At 71.3% G+C, this 26,202-nt stretch carries 19 protein-coding genes; 9 read left to right on the forward strand and 10 right to left on the reverse strand.

The genetic code is table 11. The features are described 5' to 3' along the window. The 3 genes from rpsE to rplO form a co-directional block, all read left to right on the forward strand. Positions 1-540 (forward strand): 30S ribosomal protein S5 (gene rpsE / locus ABD747_RS10950; RefSeq protein WP_344804338.1); only part of this gene is annotated, 540 nt, incomplete at its 5' end. Continuing rightward, on the forward strand, positions 540-722 hold the full coding sequence (gene rpmD, locus ABD747_RS10955) for a 50S ribosomal protein L30 (RefSeq protein ID WP_344804340.1): 183 nt from the start codon (positions 540-542) through the stop codon (positions 720-722). The genes rpsE and rpmD, both read left to right, overlap by 1 nt. 1 nt (position 723) lies before the next feature. Next, positions 724-1,164 (forward strand): 50S ribosomal protein L15, encoded by a 441-nt coding sequence (gene rplO, locus ABD747_RS10960; protein WP_344804342.1) that lies wholly within the window; start codon positions 724-726, stop codon positions 1,162-1,164. A gap of 272 nt (positions 1,165-1,436) precedes the next feature. Here rplO and ABD747_RS10965 read toward each other — a convergent pair whose 3' ends face one another. Continuing rightward, positions 1,437-2,117 (reverse strand): FadR/GntR family transcriptional regulator, encoded by a 681-nt coding sequence (locus ABD747_RS10965; RefSeq protein WP_344804344.1) that lies wholly within the window; start codon positions 2,115-2,117, stop codon positions 1,437-1,439. Between the two features lie 22 nt (positions 2,118-2,139). On the opposite strand from ABD747_RS10965, the gene ABD747_RS10970 reads away from it, so the two are divergent. Next, the gene (locus ABD747_RS10970; protein WP_344804346.1) at positions 2,140-3,405 is read left to right on the forward strand and encodes a CynX/NimT family MFS transporter; all 1,266 of its coding nucleotides are present in this window, start codon (positions 2,140-2,142) and stop codon (positions 3,403-3,405) included. A gap of 31 nt (positions 3,406-3,436) precedes the next feature. On the opposite strand, the gene ABD747_RS10975 is transcribed toward ABD747_RS10970, so the two are convergent. After that, a complete protein-coding gene (locus ABD747_RS10975; RefSeq protein ID WP_344804348.1) occupies positions 3,437-3,916 on the reverse strand; it encodes a universal stress protein in 480 nt (159 codons plus the stop codon). A gap of 209 nt (positions 3,917-4,125) precedes the next feature. On the opposite strand from ABD747_RS10975, the gene secY reads away from it, so the two are divergent. Continuing rightward, positions 4,126-5,436: a preprotein translocase subunit SecY gene (secY, locus tag ABD747_RS10980; RefSeq protein ID WP_344804350.1), complete on the forward strand. Its 1,311-nt coding sequence runs from the start codon at positions 4,126-4,128 to the stop codon at positions 5,434-5,436. Further along, on the forward strand, positions 5,436-5,996 hold the full coding sequence (locus ABD747_RS10985; RefSeq protein WP_344804352.1) for an adenylate kinase: 561 nt from the start codon (positions 5,436-5,438) through the stop codon (positions 5,994-5,996). Before secY ends, ABD747_RS10985 begins: the two co-directional genes overlap by 1 nt. Before the next feature lie 160 nt (positions 5,997-6,156). Here the strand turns inward: ABD747_RS10985 and ABD747_RS10990 are convergent, their stop codons facing one another. The 7 genes from ABD747_RS10990 to ABD747_RS11020 all read right to left on the reverse strand — a co-directional run bounded on the left by ABD747_RS10990 (position 6,157) and on the right by ABD747_RS11020 (position 18,241). After that, entirely contained in the window at positions 6,157-6,615 is a 459-nt protein-coding gene (locus ABD747_RS10990; protein WP_344804354.1) for a hypothetical protein, read from the reverse strand. Positions 6,616-6,773: 158 nt separating this feature from the next. Next, positions 6,774-7,697, reverse strand: a complete 924-nt coding sequence (locus ABD747_RS10995) for a pentapeptide repeat-containing protein (protein ID WP_344804355.1) — start codon at positions 7,695-7,697, stop codon at positions 6,774-6,776. 69 nt (positions 7,698-7,766) lie between these two features. Next, the gene (locus ABD747_RS11000; RefSeq protein ID WP_344804357.1) at positions 7,767-8,513 is read right to left on the reverse strand and encodes a hypothetical protein; all 747 of its coding nucleotides are present in this window, start codon (positions 8,511-8,513) and stop codon (positions 7,767-7,769) included. A gap of 14 nt (positions 8,514-8,527) precedes the next feature. Beyond that, positions 8,528-9,385 carry a leucine-rich repeat domain-containing protein gene (locus tag ABD747_RS11005; RefSeq protein ID WP_344804359.1) on the reverse strand — a complete coding sequence of 286 codons (858 nt, stop codon included), beginning with the start codon at positions 9,383-9,385 and terminating at the stop codon, positions 8,528-8,530. Positions 9,386-9,387: 2 nt separating this feature from the next. After that, positions 9,388-14,949: a DUF6531 domain-containing protein gene (locus ABD747_RS11010; RefSeq protein ID WP_344804361.1), complete on the reverse strand. Its 5,562-nt coding sequence runs from the start codon at positions 14,947-14,949 to the stop codon at positions 9,388-9,390. A 163-nt stretch (positions 14,950-15,112) separates the two neighbouring features. Further along, a complete protein-coding gene (locus ABD747_RS11015; protein ID WP_344804363.1) occupies positions 15,113-15,397 on the reverse strand; it encodes a pyrophosphorylase in 285 nt (94 codons plus the stop codon). Between the two features lie 150 nt (positions 15,398-15,547). Beyond that, a complete protein-coding gene (locus ABD747_RS11020) occupies positions 15,548-18,241 on the reverse strand; it encodes a PEP/pyruvate-binding domain-containing protein (RefSeq protein WP_344804365.1) in 2,694 nt (897 codons plus the stop codon). 103 nt (positions 18,242-18,344) lie between these two features. Here ABD747_RS11020 and ABD747_RS11025 point away from each other — a divergent pair, with 103 nt between their 5' ends. After that, positions 18,345-20,468, forward strand: coding sequence for a prolyl oligopeptidase family serine peptidase (locus ABD747_RS11025; RefSeq protein WP_344804367.1), 2,124 nt, complete (start codon positions 18,345-18,347; stop codon positions 20,466-20,468). Between the two features lie 679 nt (positions 20,469-21,147). Here the strand turns inward: ABD747_RS11025 and ABD747_RS11030 are convergent. After that, the gene (locus ABD747_RS11030; RefSeq protein WP_344804369.1) at positions 21,148-21,534 is read right to left on the reverse strand and encodes a VOC family protein; all 387 of its coding nucleotides are present in this window, start codon (positions 21,532-21,534) and stop codon (positions 21,148-21,150) included. 104 nt (positions 21,535-21,638) lie between these two features. On the opposite strand from ABD747_RS11030, the gene ABD747_RS11035 reads away from it, so the two are divergent. Further along, a complete protein-coding gene (locus tag ABD747_RS11035; protein WP_344804371.1) occupies positions 21,639-22,622 on the forward strand; it encodes a sigma-70 family RNA polymerase sigma factor in 984 nt (327 codons plus the stop codon). A gap of 828 nt (positions 22,623-23,450) precedes the next feature. Continuing rightward, positions 23,451-26,072: an ATP-binding protein gene (locus tag ABD747_RS11040; protein WP_344804373.1), complete on the forward strand. Its 2,622-nt coding sequence runs from the start codon at positions 23,451-23,453 to the stop codon at positions 26,070-26,072. Positions 26,073-26,202 lie beyond the last annotated feature (130 nt).

The raw sequence follows: 26,202 nt of genomic DNA on the forward strand, positions 1-26,202 counted from the left end.
CGGCGCGGCGGCCAGCAGCAGGAGAAGAGCAACTACATCGAGCGCGTGGTCGCGATCAACCGGGTGGCCAAGGTCGTCAAGGGTGGTCGCCGGTTCAGCTTCACCGCGCTGGTCGTGGTGGGCGATGGCGACGGCACCGTCGGTGTCGGCTACGGCAAGGCCAAGGAGGTGCCGGCCGCGATCGCCAAGGGCGTGGAGGAGGCCAAGAAGCACTTCTTCCGCGTGCCGCGGATCCAGGGCACCATCCCGCACCCGGTCCAGGGTGAGAAGGCGGCCGGTGTGGTCATGCTGCGTCCGGCCTCGCCCGGTACCGGTGTGATCGCGGGCGGTTCGGCCCGGGCGGTGCTCGAGTGCGCCGGCGTGCACGACGTGCTCGCCAAGTCGCTCGGCTCGTCCAACGCGATCAACGTGGTGCACGCGACCGTCGAGGCCCTCCAGTCGCTGGAGGAGCCGGAGGCCGTCGCGCGTCGGCGCAGCAAGCCGGTCGAGGACGTCGCCCCGGCGGCGCTGCTCAAGGCTCGAGCCGAGGTGAGTGCGTGATGGTGCGGCTCAAGGTCAAGCAGGTCAAGTCCGGGATCGGCGGCACGTCGGGCCAGCGCAACACGCTGCGCACGCTCGGCTTGAAGCGAATCGGCGACGAGGCCGTCAAGGAAGATCGTCCGGAGATCCGGGGCATGCTCGCCACGGTTCCCCACCTGGTCAGTGTCGAGGAGGTCGACTGACATGACGCTGAAGGTTCATCACCTCCGGCCGGCCCCCGGCGCGAAGACCGCGAAGACCCGGGTCGGTCGCGGCGAGGGTTCGAAGGGCAAGACCGCAGGTCGCGGCACCAAGGGCTCCAAGGCTCGCCAGAACATCGGCGAGAACTTCGAGGGCGGCCAGATGCCGATGCACATGCGGGTGCCGAAGCTGCGTGGCTTCAAGAACCCGTTCCGGGTCGAATACCAGATCGTCAACGTGGCCCGGCTCGGTGAGCTGTTTCCCGAGGGCGGTCAGGTCGGCGTCGGCGAGCTCGTCGCCGCCGGCGCGGTCCGGGCCGGCTCGCCGGTCAAGGTGCTCGGCAACGGTGACCTCACCGTCGCCCTGCAGGTGAGCGCGCACGCGTTCTCCGGCAGCGCGAAGGAGAAGATCGCCGCGGCCGGTGGGAGCACCACCGAGCTCTGAGGCTCGATAGCTCGATCGTCGAGGGGCGTCCGGTTTCGACCGGGCGCCCCTCGTGCTTCTTCTCGACCGGGTTCGGGCGGCCCGGGGCCAGCCCGCACACCCGGTCCCCGGCCCGGCCCCCGTCCCCGGCGCCCGTCCCCGTCCGAAAACTGTGCAGCTGTTGCAGCTCGGGCCGCCGTGTCGCTGCGAGAGCCGCACAGTTTCCGGGGGGACCGGGGCTGGCCGGGACTGGACCGGGACTGGGGCCGGGGCCGACAGGGGAGCAGGGAGGGTCAGCGGCGCCAGGAGTGCTCCCAGACGAAGGCGTGGGTGCCGGCCTCGGCAGCCGCCTCCTGGGAATTTCCGGCCCGGATCGCCTCGACCAGCCGGTCGTGGTCGACGTACGCGTGCTCGTTCAGCTCTGGCCCGACGTCGGAGCGGAGGAAGTCGCGGACGACCTCGATCAGGTCGGCATACAGGTCGAGCAGCACGGGGTTGTGCGAAGCGGCCACCACGACGAGGTGGAACTCGGTGTCCGCGTCGACGAACGCAGCCGCGTCGCCGGAGCGCCAGGCGTCCTCGCGGTGGGCCAGCGCGCGGTCGATCTGGCCCAGATCCTCGGCGGTGCGCCGGCCGGCGGCCAGCCCGGCCGCGGTCGACTCCAGCGACGAACGCAGCTCGGCCACGTGCCGGGTCTCGGCGTGGGCGAAGCGACGCTGCATCACCGCGGCGAGCTCGCTGGTCGCGACGACGTACGTCCCCGAGCCCTGCCGGATGTCCAGCAACCCGTTGTGGGCGAGCGCCCGGACCGCCTCCCGGACGGTGTTCCGGGCGACCCCGAGTTGCGCGACCAGCTCGGGTTCGGTCGGGATCTTCGAACCGACCGGCCAGGCGCCCGAGGTGATCTGGGCCCGCAGCCGGTCGATGACCGCCTCTGCCCGGGCCGGTCGCGGGGGCAATTGGCCAAGATTCATCCCATGATTATATGATTCTGTGATGACGGCGACCACCGAATCGGCGCGCGACGCCGCCCACGCCGGGCGGACCGCGACGCGACTCGGTGCCGCCCTGACAGCGGTAGTCGTCGTGGCGATCGGGCTGACCGCGTTCAACCTGCGGCCGGCCGTGACCAGCGTCGGACCGCTGCTGGCCGAGGTCCGCGCCGGGCTGGGCATGAGCGGGGCCGTCGCCGGCCTGCTCACCGCGTTCCCCGCCCTCTGCTTCGTCGTCTTCGGTACGTTCGCCCCGCGGCTCGTCCGCCGGCTGGGGCCGGCTCTGGTGCTCTGTCTCGCCGCCGCGACCGTCGCGGTCGGTCTCGCGCTCCGGCCGTACGTCGGTGGTGGCACGGGCGGCTTCATCGCGCTCAGCGCGGTCGCGCTCGGCGCGATCGGGGTGGCCAACGTCGTGATGCCGGTGGCGGTGAAGAAGTACTTCCCCCACCGGGTCGGCACGATGACCGGGTTCTATTCGATGGGGCTCACCCTCGGCGCGTCACTTGCCGCGGCGGTCACCGTGCCGCTGACCGGCGCGCTCGGCGGCCACTGGCAGGCCGGGCTCGCCGTCTGGGCGATCCCGGCCCTGCTCGCGGCCCTGGCCTGGACACCGCTGCTCCGCCGGGACCGGCCGCGCCGCGAGGCCCAGGACGCCACCGAGCGGGCCGCCGGGCAGCCGCACGGGCCGGCCGTGCGCCGCAGTCGGACGGCCTGGGCGCTGGCAGTCTTCTTCGGCCTGCAGAGCTCGGGCGCCTACATGGTGATGGGCTGGCTCCCGCAGATCTTCCGCGACGCCGGCTTCTCCGCCGAGACCGCGGGCCTGCTGCTCGCGGCGACCCCGGCGATCGGCATCCCCTTGTCGTTCCTGCTACCCACGGTCGCCGGCCGGATGCGCAGTCAGGGCGGGCTGGTGGTCGCGCTCAGCGCGATCGGAGTCGTCGCCTATGCCGGGATCGGGCTGGCACCGGCAGCCGCACCGTGGCTGTGGGTGCTGCTGCTCGGCGTCTCTCAGTCCACCTTCCCGCTGGCCCTGACGATGATCGGGCTGCGGGCGCGGACGCCGTCCGGCGTGGTGAAGCTGTCCACATTCGCGCAGGGGATCGGCTACCTGCTCTCCGTCGGCGCGCCGATCCTGGTCGGCGTCCTGTACGAGCGCACCCACGGCTGGCTGCTGCCGACCGCGTTCATGGCGGCGTTGCTGGTGCCGCAGGCGGTCACCGGCTATCTCGCCGGTCGGCAGCGGTTCGTCGAGGACGAACTGGCCAGCTGACGAGCGTCCTGGACGGCTCGCCGAGCGGGGACTACGAGATCTCGACCCCGGGCTGAGCGGCGCGCCACGCAGTGGGGACGTCGCCCGAGGTGTCGTGCGCCGGCCGGCCCTGCGAGCGCATCGCGGGCTTGACCCCGACGACCGGGCAGTCGGCGCCGAGCAGGATGGCCTGCGCCGTGCTGCCGGTGATGAGCTTGCCCAGCGGATTGCGCCGGCGGATGCCGATGACGATCAGATCGGCCTGGACGTCCGTCGCGGTCTCCAGCATCGCCTCGGCCGCCGGCTTGCCGTCGGTCGGGCGGCGGATCTCGTGGTCGATGCCCGCGCTCTTCAGCTGGGTGTCCAGCGTGTCGACGTCCTCGGCGGTCGCGAACTGCGGATCGGAGTAGTCCCCGTTCTTGGCGGTGTTGAGCACCGTCAGGCTGGCGCCGTTGTGCTTCGCCTCGGCGATCGCGTAGTCCACCGCGGCGAGGCCCTCGGGCGTCGGAATGTAGCCGACCAGGATCTTCATGAGCACCACCTTAGGGAATCCCTCAGTGGCATCACCAGACCACGCGTCGATAGTCGAGCAGCGCGGCCGCGCTCGCCGCCGGTTCGCGCGATGTCCACCCCGGCGCCAGTCCTTGATAGAGTCGGGCGGTCCCGGACTCGCGGGAGCGCGTTTGCGTGCGTGCGTACGGTCGGGACGTCTGCTACGAGGAAGTGAAAAGGAGGGGTGGAGTGCTCTCAGCGTTCGCCAACGCATTCCGGACCCCGGACCTGAGGAAGAAGATTTTCTTCACCCTGATGATCCTGGCCATCTTCCGGCTCGGATCCATCATCCCGGTCCCGAACGTGAACGTGAAGCAGGTCGACTTCTGCCTGAAGCAGGCGACGTCCGGCGACACCCAGGGTCTGTACTCGCTGATCAACCTGTTCTCGGGTGGCGCGCTGCTGCACCTGGCCATCTTCGCGCTGGGCATCATGCCCTACATCACCGCGAGCATCATCCTGCAGCTGCTCACCGTGGTGATCCCGCGGCTGGAGGCGTTGAAGAAGGAAGGCTCGTCGGGCCAGGCGAAGATCACCCAGTACACCCGGTATCTGACCCTGGTGCTGGCGGTGCTGAACTCGACCGCGTTCGTGACCCTGGCGGTCAACGACCGGCTGTTCACCGGCTGCACCGGCATCGTCTACAAGCCGGACAGCGTCTTCGCCATCTCGGTGATGATCCTCACCATGACGGCCGGCACCAGCGTCATCATGTGGATGGGCGAGCTGATCACCGAGCGCGGCGTCGGCAACGGCATGTCGGTGATGATCTTCACCCAGATCGCAGCCACCTTCCCGGCCGCGCTCTGGTCGCTGCGGGTGGCCCGGCCGGGTGCCAACGGTTGGATCGTCTTCCTGCTGGTGGTGGCCCTGGGCCTGGTCGTGATGGCCGGTGTCATCTTCGTCGAGCAGTCCCAGCGCCGGATCCCGGTGCAGTACGCGAAGCGGATGGTCGGCCGCCGGATGTTCGGCGGCACCACGACGTACATCCCGATCAAGGTCAACCAGGCCGGCGTCATCCCGGTCATCTTCGCCTCGTCGCTGCTCTATCTGCCGGCGCTGTATGCCCAGTTCCGGCCGGACTCCAAGGTCTCGTCCTGGATCCAGGCGCACTTCGTCCGCGGCGACCATCCGGTCTACATGATCACGTTCTTCCTGCTGATCGTGTTCTTCTGCTACTTCTACGTGGCCATCACCTTCAACCCCGAAGAGGTGGCGGACAACATGAAGAAGTACGGCGGCTTCATCCCCGGGATCCGGGCCGGCAAGCCGACCGAGAACTACCTGTCCTACGTCTTGTCCCGGCTGACCTTCCCGGGCTCGCTCTATCTGGGCCTGATCGCGCTACTGCCGTCGGTTGCCTTCATCTTCTTGAACGCGAACCAGAACTTCCCGTTCGGCGGCACCTCAATCCTCATCATCTGCGGCGTCGGCCTCGACACCGTGAAGCAGATCGAAAGCCAGCTCCAGCAACGCAACTACGAAGGGTTCTTGCGCTGATGCGACTTCTCATCATGGGGCCGCCCGGAGCCGGCAAGGGCACCCAGGCGAAGCTGATCGCCGCCCACTACGGCATCCCCGCCATCTCCACCGGGGACATCTTCCGCGCGATGCAGACCGCGGACACGCCGCTGGCCAAGCAGGTCCGCGAGATCATGGCATCCGGCGGCTACATCAGCGACGAGATCACCAACCAGATCGTGGCCGAGCGGCTCTGCCAGTCCGACTGCGACCCCGGCTTCCTGCTGGACGGGTATCCGCGGACGCTGCAGCAGGTGGACAACCTCGACGCCCACCTGGCCTCGATCGGCGCCCCGATCGACTCGGTCATCTCGCTCACCGCCGACGAGGACGAGGTCGTCGGCCGGCTGCTCAAGCGGGCCGAGATCGAGGGCCGCGCCGACGACAACGAGGAGACCATCCGCCGGCGCCAGCAGGTCTATGCCGAGCAGACGGCGCCGCTGCTGGACGTCTATCGCGACCGCGGCCTGCTGGTCGAGGTCGACGGCCTGGGCGGCATCGACGAGGTCTCCGAGCGGGTCTTCGCCGCGCTGGGCTGAGTTCGTTCCTCCGGGGCGTGTCGCGGATCGGCGTGTGGTCGCCGCGTCACACCGACACACCAGACGGCCAACCCTCGCCGGCTGCCGAGGAGGGTCGTCGCCTGCCCGACGAGGAGCAGCGGGACGGCCAGCACCAGCATGACTCGGCATGACGCGTCCCTCAACCGAGCCGAGATGTGGCCAGATGCCGCCAGCCGACGGCCAAAGCGATCTCGACCAGTCCGACGCCGGCGATCACCGGCTGAAGGAAGAAGTAGTGCTGAAGGACTGCGAGTTGCACCAGGATCCAGGCGAGCAAGCCCGCACCGGTCAGCAGGCCGACCCGCCAGCCGATCTGCGGCCACCACGGCGTCCGGACGAGTGCGGCGCCCACCCCGACGAACTGCGGCACGCCGACCGTCAACCACAACAACACACCCGGCCAGACCCATCCGGAGAACGGAGTCCGCGCCAACCACTCCGGCGGGATCCCGAATCCGGTGGCGATCAGCTGCCAACCGCCGATCACCGCGTTGACGGCGACCAGCGCCTGCACGGCGGCGAGGGCCACGGCGACGACCGGGCGCCGACGGCTCGGATCGCGGACAGCCCGCCCTCTCAGCTGCACACTGCTCGCCATGCTCATCGCCTCCTACGTCAACGTTTGACCCGAGGCCGTCCTCGCCACAGAGTCCAAGGGTTCGGTGGGCGAGTGCCAGAGGGCCCGCGAAGGCGCCGACACTCCGCTGGTTGCGCCGCCGACAGGTTGGGGGGTCGGCGCGTTCGATATGTCGCGGGTCAGTGCCCTTGAACGTGGGCGAAGGCCCGGCCCAGGACGGCGATCGTGTCGGGATCGTCGAATCCGTTGAGGTCGAAACAGTAGTCGGAGTCTTCGGTGCCCGGCGCCTTGAGCGGGTAGTCGAGGATTCCTGCTGTCCTGCGTTCCAGCTCCGTGGCGTCGGGACGGAGGAGCCAGTCACGAGCCGCTCGAAGAAGCCCGGGATAGCGACGAAGCACGACGAGATCGTCTTGCGCGGGAAGGACGACGTTGTCCACGCGGTAACCGATGATCGAGCAATTCCGGAAAACGGCCTGGCTGAAGTCGGCGGAGAACGCGGATGGGTCGACGCGATGCCGGTGGCCTCGTCCGTCGATCACCAGCGAATTCAACTCGCCGCGGAAGTGGCAGGCTCTGACGTCGCAGTCGACGAGATGCAGCTGCTTGGACGTCTTCTCGAAGCTGCAGGTGTCGAGGATGGCTGCGGTGAAGGTGGCTTCACGGAGGTTGGCGCGGTCGAACACCACGTTTCGCCAGGTGTTGCGTCTGCCCTGCCAGACGGCGGTGCCGAGGGCGCCGCCTCGGAGGTCGGCGCGGCGGAACGTGCTGTCGGCGATGGCGCTGCCCCACAGCCGCAGTCCCGCGAGGCCGGCGCCGTCGAAGACGCAGTTGGTGATGGTGCCGGCGAAGACGCGGAGTTGTTCGAGCTGTGCGCCGGACAGGTCGAGCGATTCCCAGACGACGCCCGCGGAGGGGTCGTCCTTGTCGCCGATGGTGGCCGGGCTCGCGGTCAACGGGATCCCGCGGAGATCGGTCCGTCCCCGGTGCTCGTCCAGGCCACCGGGTCGCTGGCCCTGACCCGCGAGCCAGGCGCGTGTCTCGCGGACGAGCCGTAGCCGGTCGGGCTGCGACCAACGGCGCCTCAGCTGCGCTGCGGTGATCATCGACGCTGGTTTCCTATCCCTGACTCGCGGCGTCCTGGCGGCTTCGGTCCATCGGCGCCCGACTGCGCGTCAGCCCTCGGTGCCGACGCTGATACCGGTGCGGCGTTGGGCTTGGGCGATGGTGAGGACCCAGTCGGGCAGTGGTGGAACGGCGGGGTTGGTGATCAGGACGCAGGGGCCGGGATAGAAGTCGAGGTCCCATGGGCGCAGGTCGAGGGCGGCGGCGTAGTCGTGCAGCAGTTGGGATGTGAATCGGTCGGCGATCTTGCGCTGTCGGTAGGCGCCGGTGTCCTCGAAGTCCTGGACGGTGCCGTTGGCGTCGAAGCGCCATCGGGCTCCGTCGCGGACGACCGAAAGCGTGCGCGTGTAGTTCATGAAATCGGTCGCCAGGGGGGAGAAGATCTCGAGTTGGCGGGCGCCGTAGCGGTCGGGCAGGTCGGCTGTGGCGCGCCGGTCAGGGATCGAGGCGACGCAGACGCCGTTGGTGGGGATGGTTCGGGCGAGGTAGCCGACGGTGGTCACCTGGTCCCCGCCCTGGACGCCACAGTCGAAGACGGCGGTCCAGTCGGGGGCCTGGGTGGCGACGAGCAGTTCTCTCGGTCGTACGCCGGCGGTGAGCGGTTCGAGCCGGTCGACGTTCGCCGCCAGGCCGTTGGCCAGGTCCGTGCGCTCAGCAGTGCCGTGGATGGACCGTCGCCAGTCCAGGAGGGCGGTTGCGACGTCCTCGAGCGGCGCGCGCAGGAAACCGATCCGGGCGGTGACCGGAGCCCATCGGTCGCCGCACAGCGTCAGCTCGTCGCCTCCCATGAAGCTCACTGAAGTCTGGTCCTTCAGCGCCCGCCATCCGCGCGGTGGGCGATCCTGGCTTGGATGTCTTTGACGGTCGGTCGGTAGTGGCGCCGGTTCTGCATCCGGAGCTCGGTGAGATGGGGCAGCGTGGCGATCGGGCCGAGATCGCCATCGGTGAACCGGGTGCTGCCGTACAGATAGAGCTCCTCGAGTGCGGCAAGGGCGCCGAGCGGCGCGCAGGTGTCGAGTTCGGCGCCTTCGGCGAGGTTGAGCTTGCGGAGGCCGGTGCAGCCGTCGAGGTCCTCGGTGGTGCCGAGTTTGGGGCAGGCCTGGAGGTAGAGGGTCTCGATCCGGCTGCGTCCGCGGAGGTCGGCGACGTCGTCAAGTCGGGAGGCCGCGTAGATGCCGAGATGGGTGACCTCGGGGAGTTGTCCGAGTCCGGCAAGCGATCGGATTCGTGGTCGGTCTTTCATCGAGATGCTGGTCAGCGAGTCGAGGCCGGCGAGCGGGGTGAGATCGTCGGGTCGGTAGCCGCCGAGTGCGACGCGCTGCAGTCCGCGGGCTGCACTCAGCGTGTCGGCGGCCTGGGTCCAGCCGGCAGAGAAGTCGGTGAGCCGGGGAAGTGCGCCGAGATCGACGGTGACGTCCGGATCGACGGTGAGGTGCAATAGTTCGAGGCTCGCGGCGAGGGTGTAGATCGGGGCGAGGTCGGTGATCCGGGGATCGAGAACAACGAGTTGCTTGATCGGCAGGTATTCCAGGAACCGGAGGTCCGGCTCGTCGAAGCCGAGGGCATAGTTGCAGACGACGCGGTCCGCGACCCCGGTCCTTACCGCGGTCTCCATCTGCTCGACCCAAGGGCCGTTGATCACGACCTCGTGCCGATCGTCGAACCGCATCCTCAAAGCCCCGGACGGGAGTAGGGCTGGGGCATCAGGTGAACGCGTTTCGGCCCGATGGGATTGACCTTGTTCAACAATTCGTCCTTGCCTCCGAGCCGGTCGATCATGGTTTGCTCCGAGATCTCTCGTTGGGTCTTGCCACCGAGAACCTCCTGCCGGGCCGCCTTGTCCACCTCGTCCTGGGTGAACTTGCCGGCGTTGACGTGCTCGGACAATCGGCGGTCGATGTCGTTGGACTGCCCAACGTACACACCGTCCGTCGAGTCGACGATGTAGATGCCCTCGTTCACCGAGCTCCGCGGTGCAGTAACCGGAGCCGGACTCGGGGCTGATGGTGTCGTCGGGACGTCGTTCAGCGTCTTGGTCGCGGTGCCCACACCCGGATCGGCCACTCCGCCACCGACGTGACCGGCGGCGGTACTGACGCCCCCGCGGAGGGAGGCAATTCCGGTCGTGATGCCATGTCCGGCGGCTCCGCCGGCCCCGCCCATGAGGGCGCCGGCGCCGGCGCCCTCGCCGGTGGCGAGGAGGAAGCCGCCGACGGTGTGCGGGCCGGGGTTGCGCAGATAGGAGTAGCCGCCGCTGCCGGCTCCGCCGATGGCGCCGGAGTAGGCGCCACTGATCACGGCGGCCCTGAGTCCGGTGGCGCCGGCTTTGGCGGCGAGGGCCGCACCGCCGCCGACGCCCCCGAGGACGCCGGAGACGGCGACCTGGCCCCAGTCGACGGAGCCGGTGGTGGCCTTTTGGATGATCGTGTCGGCGCCGGCGGAGACCAGCATCATGCCGACGGGTCCGCCGACCCCGGTGGCGATCAGCACGCCGCCGGCGATGACCATGGCGCCGCCGGCGACGTACTCCCAGTTGTCCTTCATCCAGTCTTTGGTGGCGTTCCAGGCGCTGTTGAGGGCGCCGCCGAGGCCGTTGCTGTCGCGGTAGGCCTGCAGCTCGGCGTCGGTGACGGGGTGCAGTCCGGTCGGGTCGAGGGCGTGCAGCGGGTCGTTGCCGGCGTAGGAGTACGGGTTGCCGGACCAGCCGGCGCCGGTGGTCGGCTCGACCGGGTCGGTCGACAAGAACCCGCGGCTGGCCGGGTCGTAGACCCGGGCGCCCAGCCAGTCGAGCCCGCCGACACTGAGGTCGCCGGAGCCGTCGACGGCGAGTTCGGCGTCACCGAGGGCATGGCCGCCGTCGGCCGCGGCCCACGGGTCGCCGCCGGTGGCGCGCCCGGTCCGCCAGCCGGGTGCGGTCCATCGGTCGTCGATACCGGTGACCGGTCCGGCGGCCAGGATCGGGGTGTCGCCGACCAGGACGGGGGCGCCGGCGTATGCGGCGGTATCCCAGAAGATCGTTGCGCCGTCGACGTCGGCCAGTTCGCCGAGGGCGTCGGCGTGCACCCGGGTCCGGCGCACCTGGTCCGTGGTGTTCGAGGAGTGGGCGGCGTGCCGGGTGATCCCGGTCAGGTAGCCGGTCGCGTTCCAGCTGAACTCGCGGATCGGCCCGCGCTCGTCCGAGACCTTGGTGCGGCGACCCGCGCCGTCATAGTCGTACGTCAGGCGCCGCCCGTCCGCGTCGATGGTGGCGAGAAGCTGCCCGGCCAGGTCGTAGACGTGACGCCGGGTCGCCTCGTCGACCGTCTCGGCGATCAGCCGGCCGGCCGGGTCATAGCGCCAGCGGGCGAGCGACCCGGTGCCGTCGTCGCGGCGGGTCCGGGCCTGGACCAGCTGGCAGGCGCCGTCGTAGCCGTAGTCGGTGATCTCCGGCCCGGCGGCGTCGTCGCGGCGGATCTGGACGATCCGGCCGTCGGCGTCCCGTTCGATGGCGGTCCGGCTGGCACCGTCGCCGTCGGTCAGGATGTGGGCGACGACGTGGCCATCGTCGTGTTCCCAGGCTTGGATGATCCCGCCGGCGGTGGCGGAGATCAGCCGGCCGCTGGCGTCCCGGTCGAACACGGCCCGGCCGAGGAGCGGATGGTCGATCCAGGTGAGCCGGTCGGCAGCGTCCCAGCCGTAGCGGGTGGTGTGCCCGTCGGGGGTCGTCATCGACGTCCGCCGGCCGGCGGCGTCGTAGGCCCAGGTCAGCTCGCGGCCGTCCCGGGCGCGGCGGATGAGCTGGCCGCGGCCGTTCCATTCCAGCTCGTGTTCGCAGGGCCGGTCGCCGGTCGTGTCGTGGATCCGGACGGTGCGGCGGCGCAGGTCCCGGGTGAGCGCGGTGACGGTCCGTCCGTCGACGGCCATCGATACGGGCCGGCCGGCCGAGTCGTAGGTCCAAGACAGCCGCCGGCCGTCGGGGTTGTCCTGCCAGGCCAGCCGGCCGGCCGGGTCGTAGCCGGCCCTGGTGGTCCGTCCGATCGGATCGGTTTCGGCGACGCACCGGTTCATCGCGTCGAAGACGCGCCGGGTCACCCCACCGACCGGGTTGGTGATCTCGACCGCCCGACCACATGCGTCGTAGGTGTAGCGGGTGACCCCGCCGTTGCCGTCGGTGACCGTGACCAGCTGGCCGGCCGCATCGTAGGAGAACCGGCGGTGGCCGTTGCGTGGATCGCGGGTCTCGACCACCCGGCCGGCCAGGTCGTAGACGTACCTCGACGTGCCGGCCCCCGGCCGGTGATGCGCGACCACCCGGCCGCACACGTCGAACTCCGACGTGGCGACCTCACCGGTCGGCAGGGTCTGCCGGACCGGCCGGCCGTCGGCGTCGTACTCGATCGTGGTCCGGCCGCCGAGCGGGTCGGTCACCGCTGCGAGCCGGCCGCACCGGTCGTAGGCGTAGCGGGTGACCGCCCCGGTCGGGCCGGTCACGTCGACGATCCGTCCGGCCGGGTCGCGGCGGTACCGGGTGAGCGCACCGTCGGCGTCGAGGGCCTCGACCGGCCGGCCGCAGCGGTCGTAGGTCAGCAGGGCGGCCGTGCCGTCGGGCTGGCCGAGCGTGGTCGCCCGGCCGAGCGGGTCGAAGCCGTCGACCACGGACATCTCGCCGTCGTCGACGGTGACCTGCCCGGTGCCGGCGTCCAGCGCGACACCCCGCCGGCCGCCGGTCGGGTCGACGGTGGCGGCCAGGTTGCCGGCCGGGTCGTACTCCCGGGTCCAGACCGCTCCGGTCGGGTCGGTCGTGGCGACCAGCCGGGACAGCGCGTCGTGGGCGAACCGCCAGGTGGAGCCGTCGGGCAGGTCGGCCGAGGCCAGGTTGCCGAGGTCGTCGAGGGTCCGGGTGATCGCGCGGCCGATCGGGTCGACGGTGCGGGTCTCCTCACCGTGCTCGCCGTGTTCGACAGTGGTTCGGGCGCCCAGCGGGTCGACGGTGGCGGTCAACCGGCCGCCGGAGGTGTACTCGTAGGCCCAGAGTCCGCCGTCCGGATTCAGCCGGGAGATCAGCAACCCGGAGACCGGGTCGTAGCCGTAGCTCGTGCGACGTCCGGACGGCGTGACCGCTGCGGTGACCCGGCCCGCCGGGTCGCGTTCCAACCGCGCCGTGTTGCCGTCGGCGTCGGTAGTGGCGATCAGGTCACCGTGGGCGTCGTAGTCGTAAGCCACCTCGACCCCGGTCGGGTCGACCACCCGCCGGAGCAGCCCCCGGTTCCAGTCGAGCCGGGTGATCCCACCCTCCGGGTCGGTGACCGTCGACGGATTCCGCTGCTCGCCGGTGTAGCCGTACCCGGTGACGGCACCGGCCTCGGTGACCACCGTGGTCACCCGGTCCTGCTCGTCGTAGCCCCAGGTCAGGTCCGCCCCGGACGGGGTGACGGTCCGGACCCGGCGGCCCCGGCCGTCGTACTCATGCACCGTGGTCGACCCGTCCCGCTCGGTGAGCAGGACCGGATTGCCGTACCGGTCGTAGCTGGTCGATTGCCGGTGCTCGTCGGCGTCGACGACGCCGATCAACCGGCCCCGGTCGTCGGCGATCCAGGTGTTCGACCGAGTCCCATCGGCATCGGAGACCACCGTGACCCGGCCCGGCAGATACGCGAACCGGGTGGTCCGGCCGAACGGCGACCGCTGAGCGACGACCCGGCCCGACTGGTCGTAGTCGTTCTCCGCCTCCACCACACCGTCCGCATCCAGGACGGCGGCGATCAGGTGGCGTCCGCCGAACTCCGCCCACCGGTACGTCCGGGACCCCAACGGACCGGCCGCGGCGGTCAGCCGGCCGTCGGCGTCATACGAATAGGAGATGGTGCGGCCGTCGGAGCCGGAGGCGGCGACGATCCGCTCGGCGCCGCCCACCGACCCCCAGTCCAGGTCGATCGACCGGCCGCGGCCGTGCTCCAGCCGGACCAGCCGGCCGGCGGCGTCGTGTTCGATCCGGACCAGGTTCCCGTCCTCTTCCGGCCCGACACCGAAACTCAGCAGGGATCCGGCGGCGGTGAACGACCACCACGACCCATCCGTCCCCGCTACCCGCAACCGGTCCTCGGGTGCCGCAGTGAGCCAGACACTCTCGCCGACCGCTCGGTCCCAGCCCTGGCCGAGCCGGGGAAACACGAGCTGTCGTCCGTCCGGGAGCCGGAAGCGGGCTACCCCCTCGGTGTCGAACGTCAGGCCGACCTCGGCCAGCGACGACCAGCCCGGCCCGAACCCGCCAGTGCCCGGATCGAACGAGTTGTAGCTCCGCCCCCACACCAGCAGCGCGGCCGCACCAGGGAAGGCCAGGTCGGTCTCGTTCTCGACGAAGTTGCCGGTCGAGGTGTTCACCGGATCGTTCGCATAGCCGGTCGTCGGCGGATTCCCGTACGCCTGCGGCGGCTCGATCGTCAGATCCTGCCGGGACGCATCCACACCCGCAGCCCGCAGCGCGGCCGCCAGCGCACTGTTCGACAACGTCGAGACGTTGCCCTCACCGCCCGCCGCGGCGAACGCGTCGGCGACCGTGGTCGCCCAGGTCACGTCCTCGTCGTTCGCCGCCAGCCACTTGTCGAACCCGACAAACACCCCGGACGCGTCCAACCGACCCCACCGGCACGACGACTCGAAACTGGAGAAGTCCGCCCGCAATGCCGCCGGCTTCGGCCGCAGATCATCGTTCGCGCCCTTCGACGACGACGCGAAACTCCGCAGCTTCGACGGCCGCGCCGACGACGTACCACCCCCGCCGCCACCGCCGGAGCCGCCGGGGGCCGGGGTCTGCCGGGACCGGTTCACCGACGGCGACCCCGCGATCGTCGGCTCCGCCGCCGGCGGCCCGACCGGCGGATCATCCCCACCGGTGGCCCAGTCCCAGCCCTTCTCGAAGATGTTCCGGTCGTCGTGCTCTTTCTTCCACGCCCGTGCCGTCTCGCGTCGCTGCTGCTCCTTCCGGGCCTCCTCGGCCAGCTTCCGGACACCGGTCGCGACCTCCCGCAGCCGGGCCGACAACTCGGTCGCATCACCCGCCGCCGTCGCGGCATTGGTCCGGAACAGTTCGGAGAAGTGGCCCTTGAAGTCGGTCAACCCGGTCGACACCCAGGTCGCCCGGGACCCGGCCTGACCATCGACCGCGCTGGCGGCGTTGTCACACGCGGTCGCGAACACGGTCGCGACTCCGAAGTCGAACGGAACATCTTCCTCGATGGCGCCGAGGTCGCCCATCAGCTCTCCTCCTGATCGCGCGAGCCACCCGGTGCCGCCCGCTACGAAACGGCAGGCGGCACCCGGGTCGGCACGGGCGACTACTTCGCTTGCGGGTTGATCGGGCGCCGGCCCGGAGCTAGCTCCACGACCGCGCCCGGAAAGACACGAACGCGACCCGAGATCAGGCGCCGCCGCCCGCGGTGAAGATGTTGGTGGCGATCTTGTTCAGTTGCTGGTGCAGCTCCTCCAGCTCGGTCTTCGCCTTCTGCAGCGCCGTCTTGGTCTCCGGCCAGGTCGAATTCCGGAACGTCGTCGCCAACGGGCCGTCCCACACATCGGGCCGGGACAGCTTCTGGCCGTTCGTGTCGAGCTGGCCCAGCTGCTCGGTCAAGCCGCCGTTGATGATCCGCTGAATATCCCGGATCGCTGCCTTCGCCTCTTCGGTCGACAGCACTCGATCTGACATCACGAACTCCTCTCGACCGACCACCCCGGCCGGTCATGTGTGGAAACTGTCGTGGTCACGCATAGCGACCGTAAGCATCCTCACACGGGCAGAGGGTCACCCGGACATCGAGTGCCGGAACTCGTACTAATTCTTCAGGGGCGCGAGTGGTCAGCCGACCATCGCCGTCTGTGCTTCCGGCGCCGCCGCGGAAGAGGCCGCGGGGCTGACCAGTCCGGCCGCACCGTCCACGGTGATCAGGTCGCCGGTGCGGAGCCGGTGGGTAGCGTCGGCCACCCCGACCACGGCCGGGATGCCGTATTCCCGGGCGACCACCGCGCCGTGCGAGTTCGAGCCGCCCATCTCCATCACCAGGGCGCCCGCTGTGAGGAACAGCGGCGTCCAGCCCGGGTCGGTGGACGGGGCGACGAGGATCTCGCCGGGGTCGAGATGCGCGCCGACCGGGTCCAGCACCACCCGGGCCCGGCCGGTGACGGTGCCGGCCGAGGCGGGACTGCCGAGCAGGGCGCCGGCCGGTGCATCCTTCGGCCGGAGGGTGGCCTCGGGTTCGGTGCCGTCGGAGAGCAGGATCCGCGGGATGTGCCGGCGGCGCAGCTCGGCGGCGTACGTCGCGCGGTTCGCCGTCGCCACCGGCCTCAAGTCCGTGCCGTCGAGTCCGCTCCGGGCCTCCGCCAGGTCGACGAAGAAGACGTCGTCGGCGTCGGCCAGCGCGCCGCGACGGACCAGCGCCTCGCCGACCCGCTGCAGCTGCTCGCGCAGCATCGCGAGCGAGAGCACCAGCAAGAACTTGGGGCTCTCCCGCAGCCCGGTCAGCCGCCGCGCGCGGTCGAGCGCGAACCCGAGGACCCGGCCGCGCGCCGAACCCGGCCCACCGACCCGCCGGACCAGCTCGGCGATCATGGTCTCGGCGGTGGCCTCGCCGGCCGCGAACTGCGCGGCCGGCGCCAGGGCCGGGTCGTCCAGCGCCAGGTAGTTCCTGACCACGCCCAGCAGGTGGGTCGGGTCGTCACCCCAGCGTGGCATGCCGAGGTCGATCTCTGCGACCGCCCGATGACCGTACGTCCGCAGGAATCGGGCCAGGCCCTGCTGCGCGACGCGGGGGAGGGCGCCGGACGCGTACGCCTCGGCCAGGTCGGGGACCGACGCACCGAACGCGGCCACCGAGGCCGGATCGGCCCGCACCTGCTCGGTCAGCTCCCACAGTTCGAGGTCCATCTCTGTGGTCACGTTGTTCGGCAGACCGCGCAGCACGGTCTGGATCTCCTCGCGGGTGGCCCGGTCGCCCAGCAGCCGGCGGGCCAGCGCCTGGGCCGCGAAGCCGGGGATGGCGTAACCGAACGTCGACGGCATCAGCAGGAAGGTGTCGGTGGAGAGCACGCGCTCGACGAAGTCGAGCCGCTCGGCCGCGTCGGCGGTCGCGGGCACCGTCAGGGCTCGGCGGAGCCCCGCCTTCGACCGTTCGATCCGGCGGACGGCCAGGTCGGGGGAGATCACGGCGAGAACGGCGTGCAGCGGGAGCCGGGTCCGGACCATCACCCGGGCCACACCGCCGACGAAACCGGCGCGGCCGGCCGGCTCGACCGCGAACCTGGGATCGTCGGTGAGCGAGCCGACCACGGCCGCGGCGCGGGCCTCCATCACGCCGAGCGCGGCCAGCACCAGCCGCCGGGCCATCGGGTGCCGGAACGCAGCGGTCGCGTCGATGAAGGGCCGCATCCCGGCGATCTGCAGCGCGCTCGGGCCGGATCGCGGATCGGCCGGTCGGGAGTGCAGCGCGACCCGCGCGATCGAGGTGCCGATCAGCCGCAGGCTGGCCAGGCCCATCGGCGTGAACGGGCGGGTCAGTCCCTGGGCAAGGGAAGCGCAGAGGAACAGCCGGGTGCCGTAGGCGTCCGGCCGGTTGAGCAGCGGATACAGTGTGGTGATCGGTCGCGCCTGGGTCAGCCAGAACCGGCCGGCCGCATCCAGCGCCCACTCGGTGTCCTGGGGCGCGCCGTAGTGTCGCTCGACCTCGGCACCGAGCCGGGCCAACTCGGCCGCCTGAGCGTCGGACAGGCAGCCGTCAGCGCTGCCGTCCGCCAACGACTGAGAGGTCGTTCCGCCGCCGGACAGCGCCCGGATCGCGACCCGCTTGTCGCCGTTGCGGCGGGCGAGTACCAGCCCCGACGAGCTGTCGACGACGAGGTGGTCGGGGTTCACCGCACCGGACACGACCGCCTCGCCGAGCCCCGGACTGGCATCGATCACCGCCCGGTGGCGGGTGCCGGCGACCGGGTCGGCGGTGAACATCACGCCGGCGGCGGTGGCGTCGATCAGCTGTTGGACCACCACGGCCAGCGCCACGCTCGACGGTTCGATGCCGTTGCTCGCCCGATAACTCACCGCCCGGTCGGTCCACAACGAGGCCCAGCAGCGCCGGACGGCGTCGAGCACAGCCTCGGCGCCGACCACGTTGAGATAGGTGTCCTGCTGGCCGGCGAAGCTCGCCCCTTCCAGATCCTCGGCGGTGGCCGAGGACCGCACCGCGACGGGTACGTCGGTGCCGAGTGCGGCGTACGCGGCGGTGATCTCCGCGGCCACCTCCGCCGGCACCGGCGCCTCGCCGACGATCCGGCGAGCGTGCTGGGCGAGCGGGTGCAGCGCGGCCGGGTCGTCCGCCGCGGCCGCCAGGGCGGTGAGAACGCCGGTCAGCCGGTCGCCGACCGCCTCCCGGTAGCCGGTCGTGGTGACGCAGAAACCGGGCGGCACCGGGAAACCGGCGCGCAGCAGAATCCCCAGGTTGCGGGACTTGCCACCGACATCGGCCAGATCATCGGCCGTGACGAGATCGAGAACGTACGCCATGGAATGAGACTACGGCGATCCGGCGAAGAATTCAACGCTTGGTGAATTCTTCTGCCGGTGGGCTCGGCCGCGACTCTCCGGGGCGCGGGTAGCGTCGGTCCGCGTGACCGTTCGGCATCAGCTCGGCTATCCGCAGACCAGGCGCGACGACGTCGTGGACACCCTCCACGGCACGCCGATCGCCGACCCCTATCGCTGGTTGGAGGACCCGGACTCGGCCGAGACCGCGGCCTGGGTCGCGGCGCAGAACGCCCTGACCGAGGGCTACCTCGCCGGGCTGCCGCAGCGAGCCTGGTTCACCGCGACGATGGCGGCGATCGTCCGGCGGCCGCGGACCGGCGTGCCGTTCGTCCGGGCCGGACGCTGGTTCGTCACCCGCAACGACGGGCGGCAGGACCAGGACGTCTGGTACGTCGCCGACAGCCTGGACGAGCTGCTGGCCGGCGGCCGGGTGCTGATCGACCCGAACGGCTTCAGCGCGGGCGGCACCGACTCGGTCGGCAGCTTCGGCGTCAGCCCGGACGGGGCGCGGGCCTGCTACGGGCGGTCCGAGGGCGGCAGCGACTGGCAGACCTTCGTGCTGCTTGATCTCGCAACCGGTGCGGAGATCGACGACGCACCCATTCAGACCAAGTTCAGCGAGCCGACCTGGTTGCCGGACAGCCGATCGTACGTTTACGTCGACTTCGCCCACGACGGCCCGGCCGACGGCACCCAGGCCGCAGCGCTTGCCGGTGCCAAGCTGCGGCTGCACCGCCTCGGCCAGGCCCAGGCCGACGACCGGGTGCTGCTGGAGTTCCCCGACAACGACGAGCTGATCATGTGGCCGGAGCTGAGCCACGACCGCCGCTGGCTGATCGTCTCCATCGTCGAGGGGACCGACAGCCGGAACCGGCTCTGGGTCTATCCGGTGCTGGACCAGGCCGGTCCGAGCCGGCTGGGCGAACCGATCCGGCTGATCGACTCGCCGGTGGCGCACATCGGGTTCGTCCGGACGGTGGGCGAGCGGCTGGTGCTGCGCACCGACCTCGACGCACCGCGCGGGCGGATCGTCAGCTGCGATCTGGGGACGTACGAACGGACGGGCCTGGCGGAGCTGATCGAGCTGGTGCCCGAGGGTCCGGACACTCTGGAACACGTCGTGCCGGCCGGCGAGACCCTGCTCGCGCTGTCGCTGCGGGACGCGATGCCGGTGCTGCACCGGCATGCCCTGGACGGGTCGCTGCTCGGCGAGCTCGACGTCTCGGGAGGTGCGGTAGTCGGGCTGAACGGCAGTGTCGACGAGCCGGTGGCGTTCGTGGGCATGTCGTCGGTGACCGCACCGACCGAGGTGTCCGCGGTGGACGGCGGCAGCGGGCAGGTGACCGCGTTACCGGAGCTGGTCCGCGCCGCCGGCGACGGCTCGACGGTGTTCGCACCGCCCGAGGTCCGGACCGAGCGGCGGGTCGCGGCGAGCAAGGACGGGACGGCGGTTCCGTACTTCTTGATCGTGCCGTCCGGCGTGGACCTGGCGGAGCCACGGCCGACCCTGCTCTGGGGATACGGGGGCTTCAATGTCCCGATCGCCGCGGAGTATCGGCCGGGGTGGTCCGGCTGGCTGGCCGCCGGGGGAGTGCTGGTGATCGCCAACCTGCGCGGCGGCGGAGAGTTCGGCACCGACTGGTATGAGCAGGGCCGGCTCGGTGCGAAGCAGAACGTGTTCGACGACCTCGTGGCGGTGGCGGAGGACCTGGTGGCGGCCGGCGTGACGACCCCGGACCAACTGGCCGTCCACGGTCGCAGCAACGGCGGGCTGCTGGTCGGCGCGGCGATCACCCAACGGCCGGATCTGTTCGCGGCGGCAGTACCCGGGGTCGGCGTGCTGGACATGCTGCGCTTCCACCTGTTCACAATCGGCGCCGCCTGGATCTCCGACTATGGCGATCCGGCCGACCCGGACCACTTCGCGACCTTGCTCGGGTATTCGCCGCTGCACAACGTCCGGCCCGGCACGGCGTATCCCGCGACCCTGGTGCTGACCGGCGACCACGACGACCGGGTCGTGCCGCTGCACAGCCACAAGTTCACCGCGACGCTGCAGCACGCCCAAGCGGGCTCGGCGCCGGTCCTGGCCCGGATCGAGCCCGCCGCCGGCCACGGGGCGGGCAAGTCCGCCGCGATGGTCGCCGCCGAGTGGGCCGACCTGCTCGCCTTCTGTGCCTTCCACACCGGTCTGCGGACGCCCTAGCGCCCGCTCTCTCGCCGGTCCGCTCGGGGGATTCGCAGGGGGATTCGCACCAACCCGACATTCCTTCCCACTTCGCGCGCCGGAGCGCGACCTCGCGCGTCGTGGAGGGTCCGCGAAGTCGCCGTCCGGTGCGCGAAGTGGGGCGTGACGGGGCCGACAACCGGTGGGCCTACTGAATTTCCGGGACGCATCGACCCGGAGGGCTGGCGAGGGATGCTCCGTAGGTACGCCCGGTGTCGTGAATCGACCTGGGAAGGTGCGGAAAGCGCTTACTCCGGACGATCCGTGCGGGGCGAGGTCGATCTGCGACACCGGCGGCGCCATTCCCGGACCAGGCGGAGCTCGCCGCGATCGCGGTCTCGCCGCCAGCGTTTCTGTGCCCGTGTGGTCCCGTGCCGCCGCGGTCTGCTCCGGCGACTCGCCACATCGCGCGCCTTGGTGCGACTTCGCGCGCCGGAGTGCGACTTCGCTCGCCGTCGCCGGTGCGTGAAGTCCCCGTCCGGTGCGCGAAGTGGAGCCGGGCAGGGCAGGGGAGGTGGAGCCGGGCTTGGGAGGTGGAGCCGGGCTTGGGAGGCGGAGCCGGGCAGGGGAGGCGGAGCCGGGCGGGGAGGTGGGCCGGGCCGGGAGGGGGGCGAACGGCCCGGGCGGACATTTCGAGAAGCGAGCGGAGCGTACGCGCTCAGCCGGCCTGGTCCATGTGCAGGACCTCCCAGACGTGACCGTCGGGATCTGCGAAGCTGCCGCCGTACATCGGACCTTCGGCCATCGTGTCCAGCCAGGGCTTCCCGCCGGAGGCGAGGGCCCGCCGGACCAGCGTGTCGACCTCGTCGCGGCTGCCGGCGGACAGGCAGTTGATCACCGACGTTCCCGCGGCTGGGTCGGCCACCGGGCCGGTGACGAAGTCGGCGAACCGTTCGCGGACCAGCAGCATCACGAAGATGGTCTCGGAGACCACGATGCAGGCAGCCTTGCCGTCGCTGAACCGCGCGTTCACGTCGAACCCGAGGCCGGTGTAGAACCTCCGCGCCACGGCGAGGTCGGCCACCGGCAGGTTGACGAAGATCATCCGGTTCATGCTGCTACCGACCGGCCGGTTCCGCCGAACTCGTCGGCGCGGGCGCAAATTCTCGCTCTCGAAATCTGTCGGTGCCCGCCGGTACGTTGGTCGCTATGACCGCTCTGGACACCGAGGCCACGTTCGCCCAGCTCGTCGAGCCGCTTCGGGGGGAGCTGACGGCCCACTGCTATCGGATGATGGGCTCGGTGCACGACGCGGAGGACCTGGTCCAGGAGACCTATCTGCGTGCGTGGCGGGCGTTCCATGGCTTCGAGCAGCGCTCGTCCGTGCGGACCTGGATGTATCGGATCGCGACCAACACCTGCCTGACCGCGCTGGAGGGCCGCTCGCGCCGCCCGATGCCCACCGGACTCGGCCAGCCCGCCTCCGACCCGAACGGTGCGCTCGACAACCGCCCCGAGGTGGGCTGGCTCGAGCCGCTCCCGGACGCGGTCGTCTGGGGCAAGCCGACCGACGACCCGGCCGATCAGGTGGTCAGCCGGGAGAGCGTCCGGCTGGCGTTCGTCGCGGCGCTGCAGCACCTGACCCCGCTGCAGCGGGCCGTGCTGATCCTCCGCGACGTGCTGGCCTGGCCGGCCGCCCAGGTCGCCGAGGCGCTGGACGTGTCGGTCGCCGCGGCCAACAGCGCGCTGCAACGGGCCCGGGCACACGTGGAGACGATGGTTCCCGAGGAGGACCAGCTGGTCGACGACCATGCCCGCGAGCTGCTCGACGGCTATGTGGCGGCCTTCGAGCACTACGACGTCGATCGGATCGTGGAGCTGCTCACCGCCGACGCGACCTGGGAGATGCCGCCGTACGCGGGATGGTACGAGGGTGCCTCCGCGATCGGCACGCTCATCCGCAACAACTGCCCTGCGCAGCGCGCCGGCGACATGCGGCTGGTGGCGACCGCGGCCAACGGTCAGCCGGCGTTCGGGATGTACATGCGCGACCTCGACGGCGTGCACCGCGCCTTTCAGCTCCAGGTGGTCAGTCTCCGTGATGGACAGGTCTCGCACGTCGCCGCGTTCTTCGACGTGTCGCTCTTCGACGCCTTCGGCCTGCCCCGCGAGTTCCCCGCCGACCACAGCTGAGGGGCCACCCGTGCAGCTCCGGCCCTGCCCTGGCGAGGCCTCGGAGCGAGCGAGGGTGTGAGCATGCGGGATGCTCCCTCGGAAAGTGCCAGATCTGGCAGGGGTGAAGCGGTTCAGAACTGCCGTATCCGCACACTTTCCGGGCGGGGATTGGTAGGGCCGATCGGAGCGAGGTTGCGCGGCGTCGGAGCCAAACCTAGGTAGCACGACCGTCAATCTGGGTAATCGTCTCCGATGTGATCGGCGCGCGATGCTGGCGTACTGGATGGCGTGCCGGTCCCCCATCACTCCGACTCTTGCCCCGACGACCTGACGTTTCCCCGTCACGGATCGCTGCAGCGCCGTCCGTGTGCCCCCGCGGACCGCGCGGACCAGCAGTCGATCCGCCAGGTCCTCGTCGGGCGATGGTGGGGCCGGCACGTCCTCCCCGCGCTGTGCGATTGCGACACCTGATGCCGTACGCACCCATGTTCGCTTCCTACCCGTGCGGCACGTCGGCCGCCGGGTCCGCGCCCCGCCGCTCGGATGGCGACGGCTCGAGCCGTCCGCACCGGACCGGTCCGGGCCCGGCCTTCCGGCGGCCGTCGAGCCGTGCGTTTCAGCCCCGAGGTGCTGCGCTCGGCGCTCCCGGGTGGACCGCTCGTTCCGCCACCGTCCTGCGCTGAGACAGCCGGTGACAGCCGACCTGCCGCGCATCATCAGCCGGCGGCCGGCCTGCCGCGTCGCGGACGTACCCGCGGGGCCCGGTGATCGGCCTTCCCGCGAGCCGAGGACGGATTAGGCTGGAGCCTCCCCCGACCAGATCCGGGCAGCGAGGTAGCCGCTGCGATGTCCTCCTCCCTCCTCGAGCGCTCGGCGCCCAGGGCTGCCCTGGCGGCGGCGCTGGCCGACCTGCGCGACGGCGGATCCGGCGTGGTTCTGATCGCCGGCGAGGCCGGGATCGGCAAGTCGACCCTGCTGTCCGCGGTGCTGGCCGACCTCGCCGAGAGCGCGGGCCGGCCGGAGAGCGGCGAGTGCGACGTACGCGTGTTGCGTGGGGCGTGCGACGACCTGGTGGCCGCCAACCCGCTGGGTCCGATCCTGGAGGCCACCCGCCGCCTCCCCGCTCCGGCATCCGCGGCACCGTCCGGCTCGATCGACCCGCTGTTGCCGGCGCTGGTCGACGAGTTCGAGCGGACCCCCACCGTGCTGGCGATCGAGGACCTGCACTGGGCCGACGACGCGACCCTCGACGTGCTGGCCTATCTCGCGCGGCGGATCGACCGGATGCGGCTGCTGATAGTCGTCACTTATCGCGACGACGAGGTGGCCGCCGACCATCCCGTGCAGCGTTTCCTTGCCGCAGTCCCGACCGCCGGCACCACGCGTCTCACGCTGGAGCCGCTGAGCGAGGCCGCGGTGGAGCGGCTGAGCGCCGGCAGCGGATGGGACGGTGAGCAGCTGTATGCGATCACCGGCGGCAACCCGTTCTATCTGACCGAGACGTTGGCGGCGCCGGCCGACGCGCCGGTGCCGCGGCGGGTGTCGGACGCGGTGCTGGCCCGGCTCCGCCGGCTCTCGCCGCCGGCCCGGCGGGGGGTCGAGCGGATGTCGGTCTGGCCCGGTGTGCTCGACCTCGACCTGGCCGGCGATCTGCTCGGTGCGGACCTGGACGCGCTGGCCGAGGCGGAACAGGCGGGGGTGATCCGGGTCGGACCCGACGGGCTGACCTTCCGGCACGAGCTTGCGCGGCGGGCCACCGAAGCCAGCCTGTCCCAGCTGCAGCATCGCCGCTGGCAGCGGGCGGTCACCGAGGTGTTGCGGTCTCGGCCCGAGCCCGACCTGCCGCGACTGGTGCACCACGCGATCCGGTCCGGCGACTCCGACAGCGTCGCCGAGTTCGCACCCCGGGCGGGTGCGGCCAGCTCCGCCGCGGGTGCGCACCGGCAGGCGTTGGTCTTCTATGCCGCGGCACTGGAGCACCGGGACCGGCTCGCCCCGGACGTACGGGTCGAGGTGCTGGACGGCTATGCCTGGGAGCTGTACAACGCGTACCGGTTCGCCGACGCGGTCGAGTACGCCACCCGGGCTGTGGCGGCGGCGGCGCGGCTCGGCGATCGGCAGACCCAGGCCGGCGCGATGGGCCGGCTGTCGCGGCACCTGTTCATGCAGGGCGAGCCCGACCAGGCCCGGGACCGGGCGATCGGGGCGGTGGAGCTCGCGGACGACCCGGACTCGCTGGCGGCGGCGCAGGTCTCGCTCGGTGCGCTGATGGCGCTCGACGTCGACTGCGAGACCGCGACCGAGGCGCTCGACGAGGGACGCCGGCTGGCCGAGTCGGCCGGCCGGACCGATCTGGTCGCGCTGACCCTCAACTACGACAGCCTGGCCCGGCCGGACTACAGCGCCGACGACCGGCTGGACGTGCTGCGGCACAGCATCGTGCTGGCGACCCGGTCCGGCGCGCACGAGTTCGTGGCGCGCGGCTACACCAATCTCGGTGAGCTGCTCTATCGCTACGGGCGCTACGACGACCTCGACCTGCTGCTCGGCAAGGCGCTGCGGTTCACCCGGGAGCGGGGGTTCTGGTCGCACAGCTACAACCTGGAGGTGCACCAGGCGCTGCTGACCATGCGGCGGGGCGACTGGGCGGCCGCGGAGTCTGCACTGCGTGACCTGACCGAGCGTCATCCGGACCCGGGCATGCTCGCGCTCTACGGCGTACCGCCGCTGGCCCGGCTGCTCGCCCGCCGCGGCGATCCGGCCGCCGAGCCGCTGCTGCGGGAGAGCTGGGAGCGGGCACGCCGGCAGCGGATGCTGATCGGGTTCGGACTGGCCGGTGCGGCTCTGCTGGAGTGGGCGTGGTTGAACGACGACCGTGACACCGCCGCCGAGGTCGTCCGCACCTGGTCCGAGATCGCCGGCCGGCCTACCGCGACTCCGCTCTGGGCCGAGATCCGTCGCTACGCGGCGCGGGCGGGGATCTCGACGCCGGCCGACGAGGGCGCGTTCACCGATCCAGTTGGCGATGACAGCGCGGATCCGTGGCAGCACGGACTGGCGGGGGACTGGTCCGCGGCCGCGGCGGGGTGGGCGGCGATCGGCGACCGGTACGAGCGTGCGCTCGAGCTGGCCGACTCGGGCGAGACCGAGCCGACGTTGGCCGCGCTCGGCGAGCTCGACGGCCTCGGCGCCACGGCGGCATCGGTGGTGGTCCGCCGCCGGCTGCGCGGGCTCGGCGTATCCGCGCCGCGCGGCCCCCGGTCGAGCACCCGGGAGAACCCCGGCGGCCTGACCGGCCGCCAGCTCGACATCGCCCGGCTGCTCGCGGACGGACTCACCAACGTCGAGATCGCCGACCGGTTGGTGCTCTCGGTTCGGACCGTCGACCACCACGTCTCGACCATCCTGGCCAAGCTCGGCGTCGACTCCCGACGCGCCGCCGCCGCCGTCGTCCGCAGCTGGCCCTGACCCGGCACCTAACCGGATCCGCCCGGCCCGAACCCGCCCCGCCCGCACGTGGAACCGCCCCGCCCGTACGCGGAAAGTGTGCAGTTCCTGCACTCTGAAGCGTTTCGGAACTGCGGCTTCTGCACAGTTT

This window comes from Microlunatus ginsengisoli (assembly GCF_039537205.1).
GTDB lineage: Bacteria > Actinomycetota > Actinomycetes > Propionibacteriales > Propionibacteriaceae > Microlunatus > Microlunatus ginsengisoli.

What these genes read in the sequence shown, in the direction of transcription:
- rpmD (WP_344804340.1), top strand. Translation starts at nt 540, where the DNA reads ATGGTGCGGCTCAAGGTCAAGCAGGTCAAGTCCGGGATCGGCGGCACG.
- rplO (WP_344804342.1), top strand. Translation starts at nt 724, where the DNA reads ATGACGCTGAAGGTTCATCACCTCCGGCCGGCCCCCGGCGCGAAGACC.
- ABD747_RS10965 (WP_344804344.1), bottom strand. Translation starts at nt 2,117, where the DNA reads ATGAATCTTGGCCAATTGCCCCCGCGACCGGCCCGGGCAGAGGCGGTC.
- ABD747_RS10970 (WP_344804346.1), top strand. Translation starts at nt 2,140, where the DNA reads ATGACGGCGACCACCGAATCGGCGCGCGACGCCGCCCACGCCGGGCGG.
- ABD747_RS10975 (WP_344804348.1), bottom strand. Translation starts at nt 3,916, where the DNA reads ATGAAGATCCTGGTCGGCTACATTCCGACGCCCGAGGGCCTCGCCGCG.
- ABD747_RS10985 (WP_344804352.1), top strand. Translation starts at nt 5,436, where the DNA reads ATGCGACTTCTCATCATGGGGCCGCCCGGAGCCGGCAAGGGCACCCAG.
- ABD747_RS10990 (WP_344804354.1), bottom strand. Translation starts at nt 6,615, where the DNA reads ATGGCGAGCAGTGTGCAGCTGAGAGGGCGGGCTGTCCGCGATCCGAGC.
- ABD747_RS10995 (WP_344804355.1), bottom strand. Translation starts at nt 7,697, where the DNA reads ATGATCACCGCAGCGCAGCTGAGGCGCCGTTGGTCGCAGCCCGACCGG.
- ABD747_RS11005 (WP_344804359.1), bottom strand. Translation starts at nt 9,385, where the DNA reads ATGCGGTTCGACGATCGGCACGAGGTCGTGATCAACGGCCCTTGGGTC.
- ABD747_RS11010 (WP_344804361.1), bottom strand. Translation starts at nt 14,949, where the DNA reads ATGGGCGACCTCGGCGCCATCGAGGAAGATGTTCCGTTCGACTTCGGA.
- ABD747_RS11015 (WP_344804363.1), bottom strand. Translation starts at nt 15,397, where the DNA reads ATGTCAGATCGAGTGCTGTCGACCGAAGAGGCGAAGGCAGCGATCCGG.
- ABD747_RS11020 (WP_344804365.1), bottom strand. Translation starts at nt 18,241, where the DNA reads ATGGCGTACGTTCTCGATCTCGTCACGGCCGATGATCTGGCCGATGTC.
- ABD747_RS11030 (WP_344804369.1), bottom strand. Translation starts at nt 21,534, where the DNA reads ATGATCTTCGTCAACCTGCCGGTGGCCGACCTCGCCGTGGCGCGGAGG.
- ABD747_RS11035 (WP_344804371.1), top strand. Translation starts at nt 21,639, where the DNA reads ATGACCGCTCTGGACACCGAGGCCACGTTCGCCCAGCTCGTCGAGCCG.
- ABD747_RS11040 (WP_344804373.1), top strand. Translation starts at nt 23,451, where the DNA reads ATGTCCTCCTCCCTCCTCGAGCGCTCGGCGCCCAGGGCTGCCCTGGCG.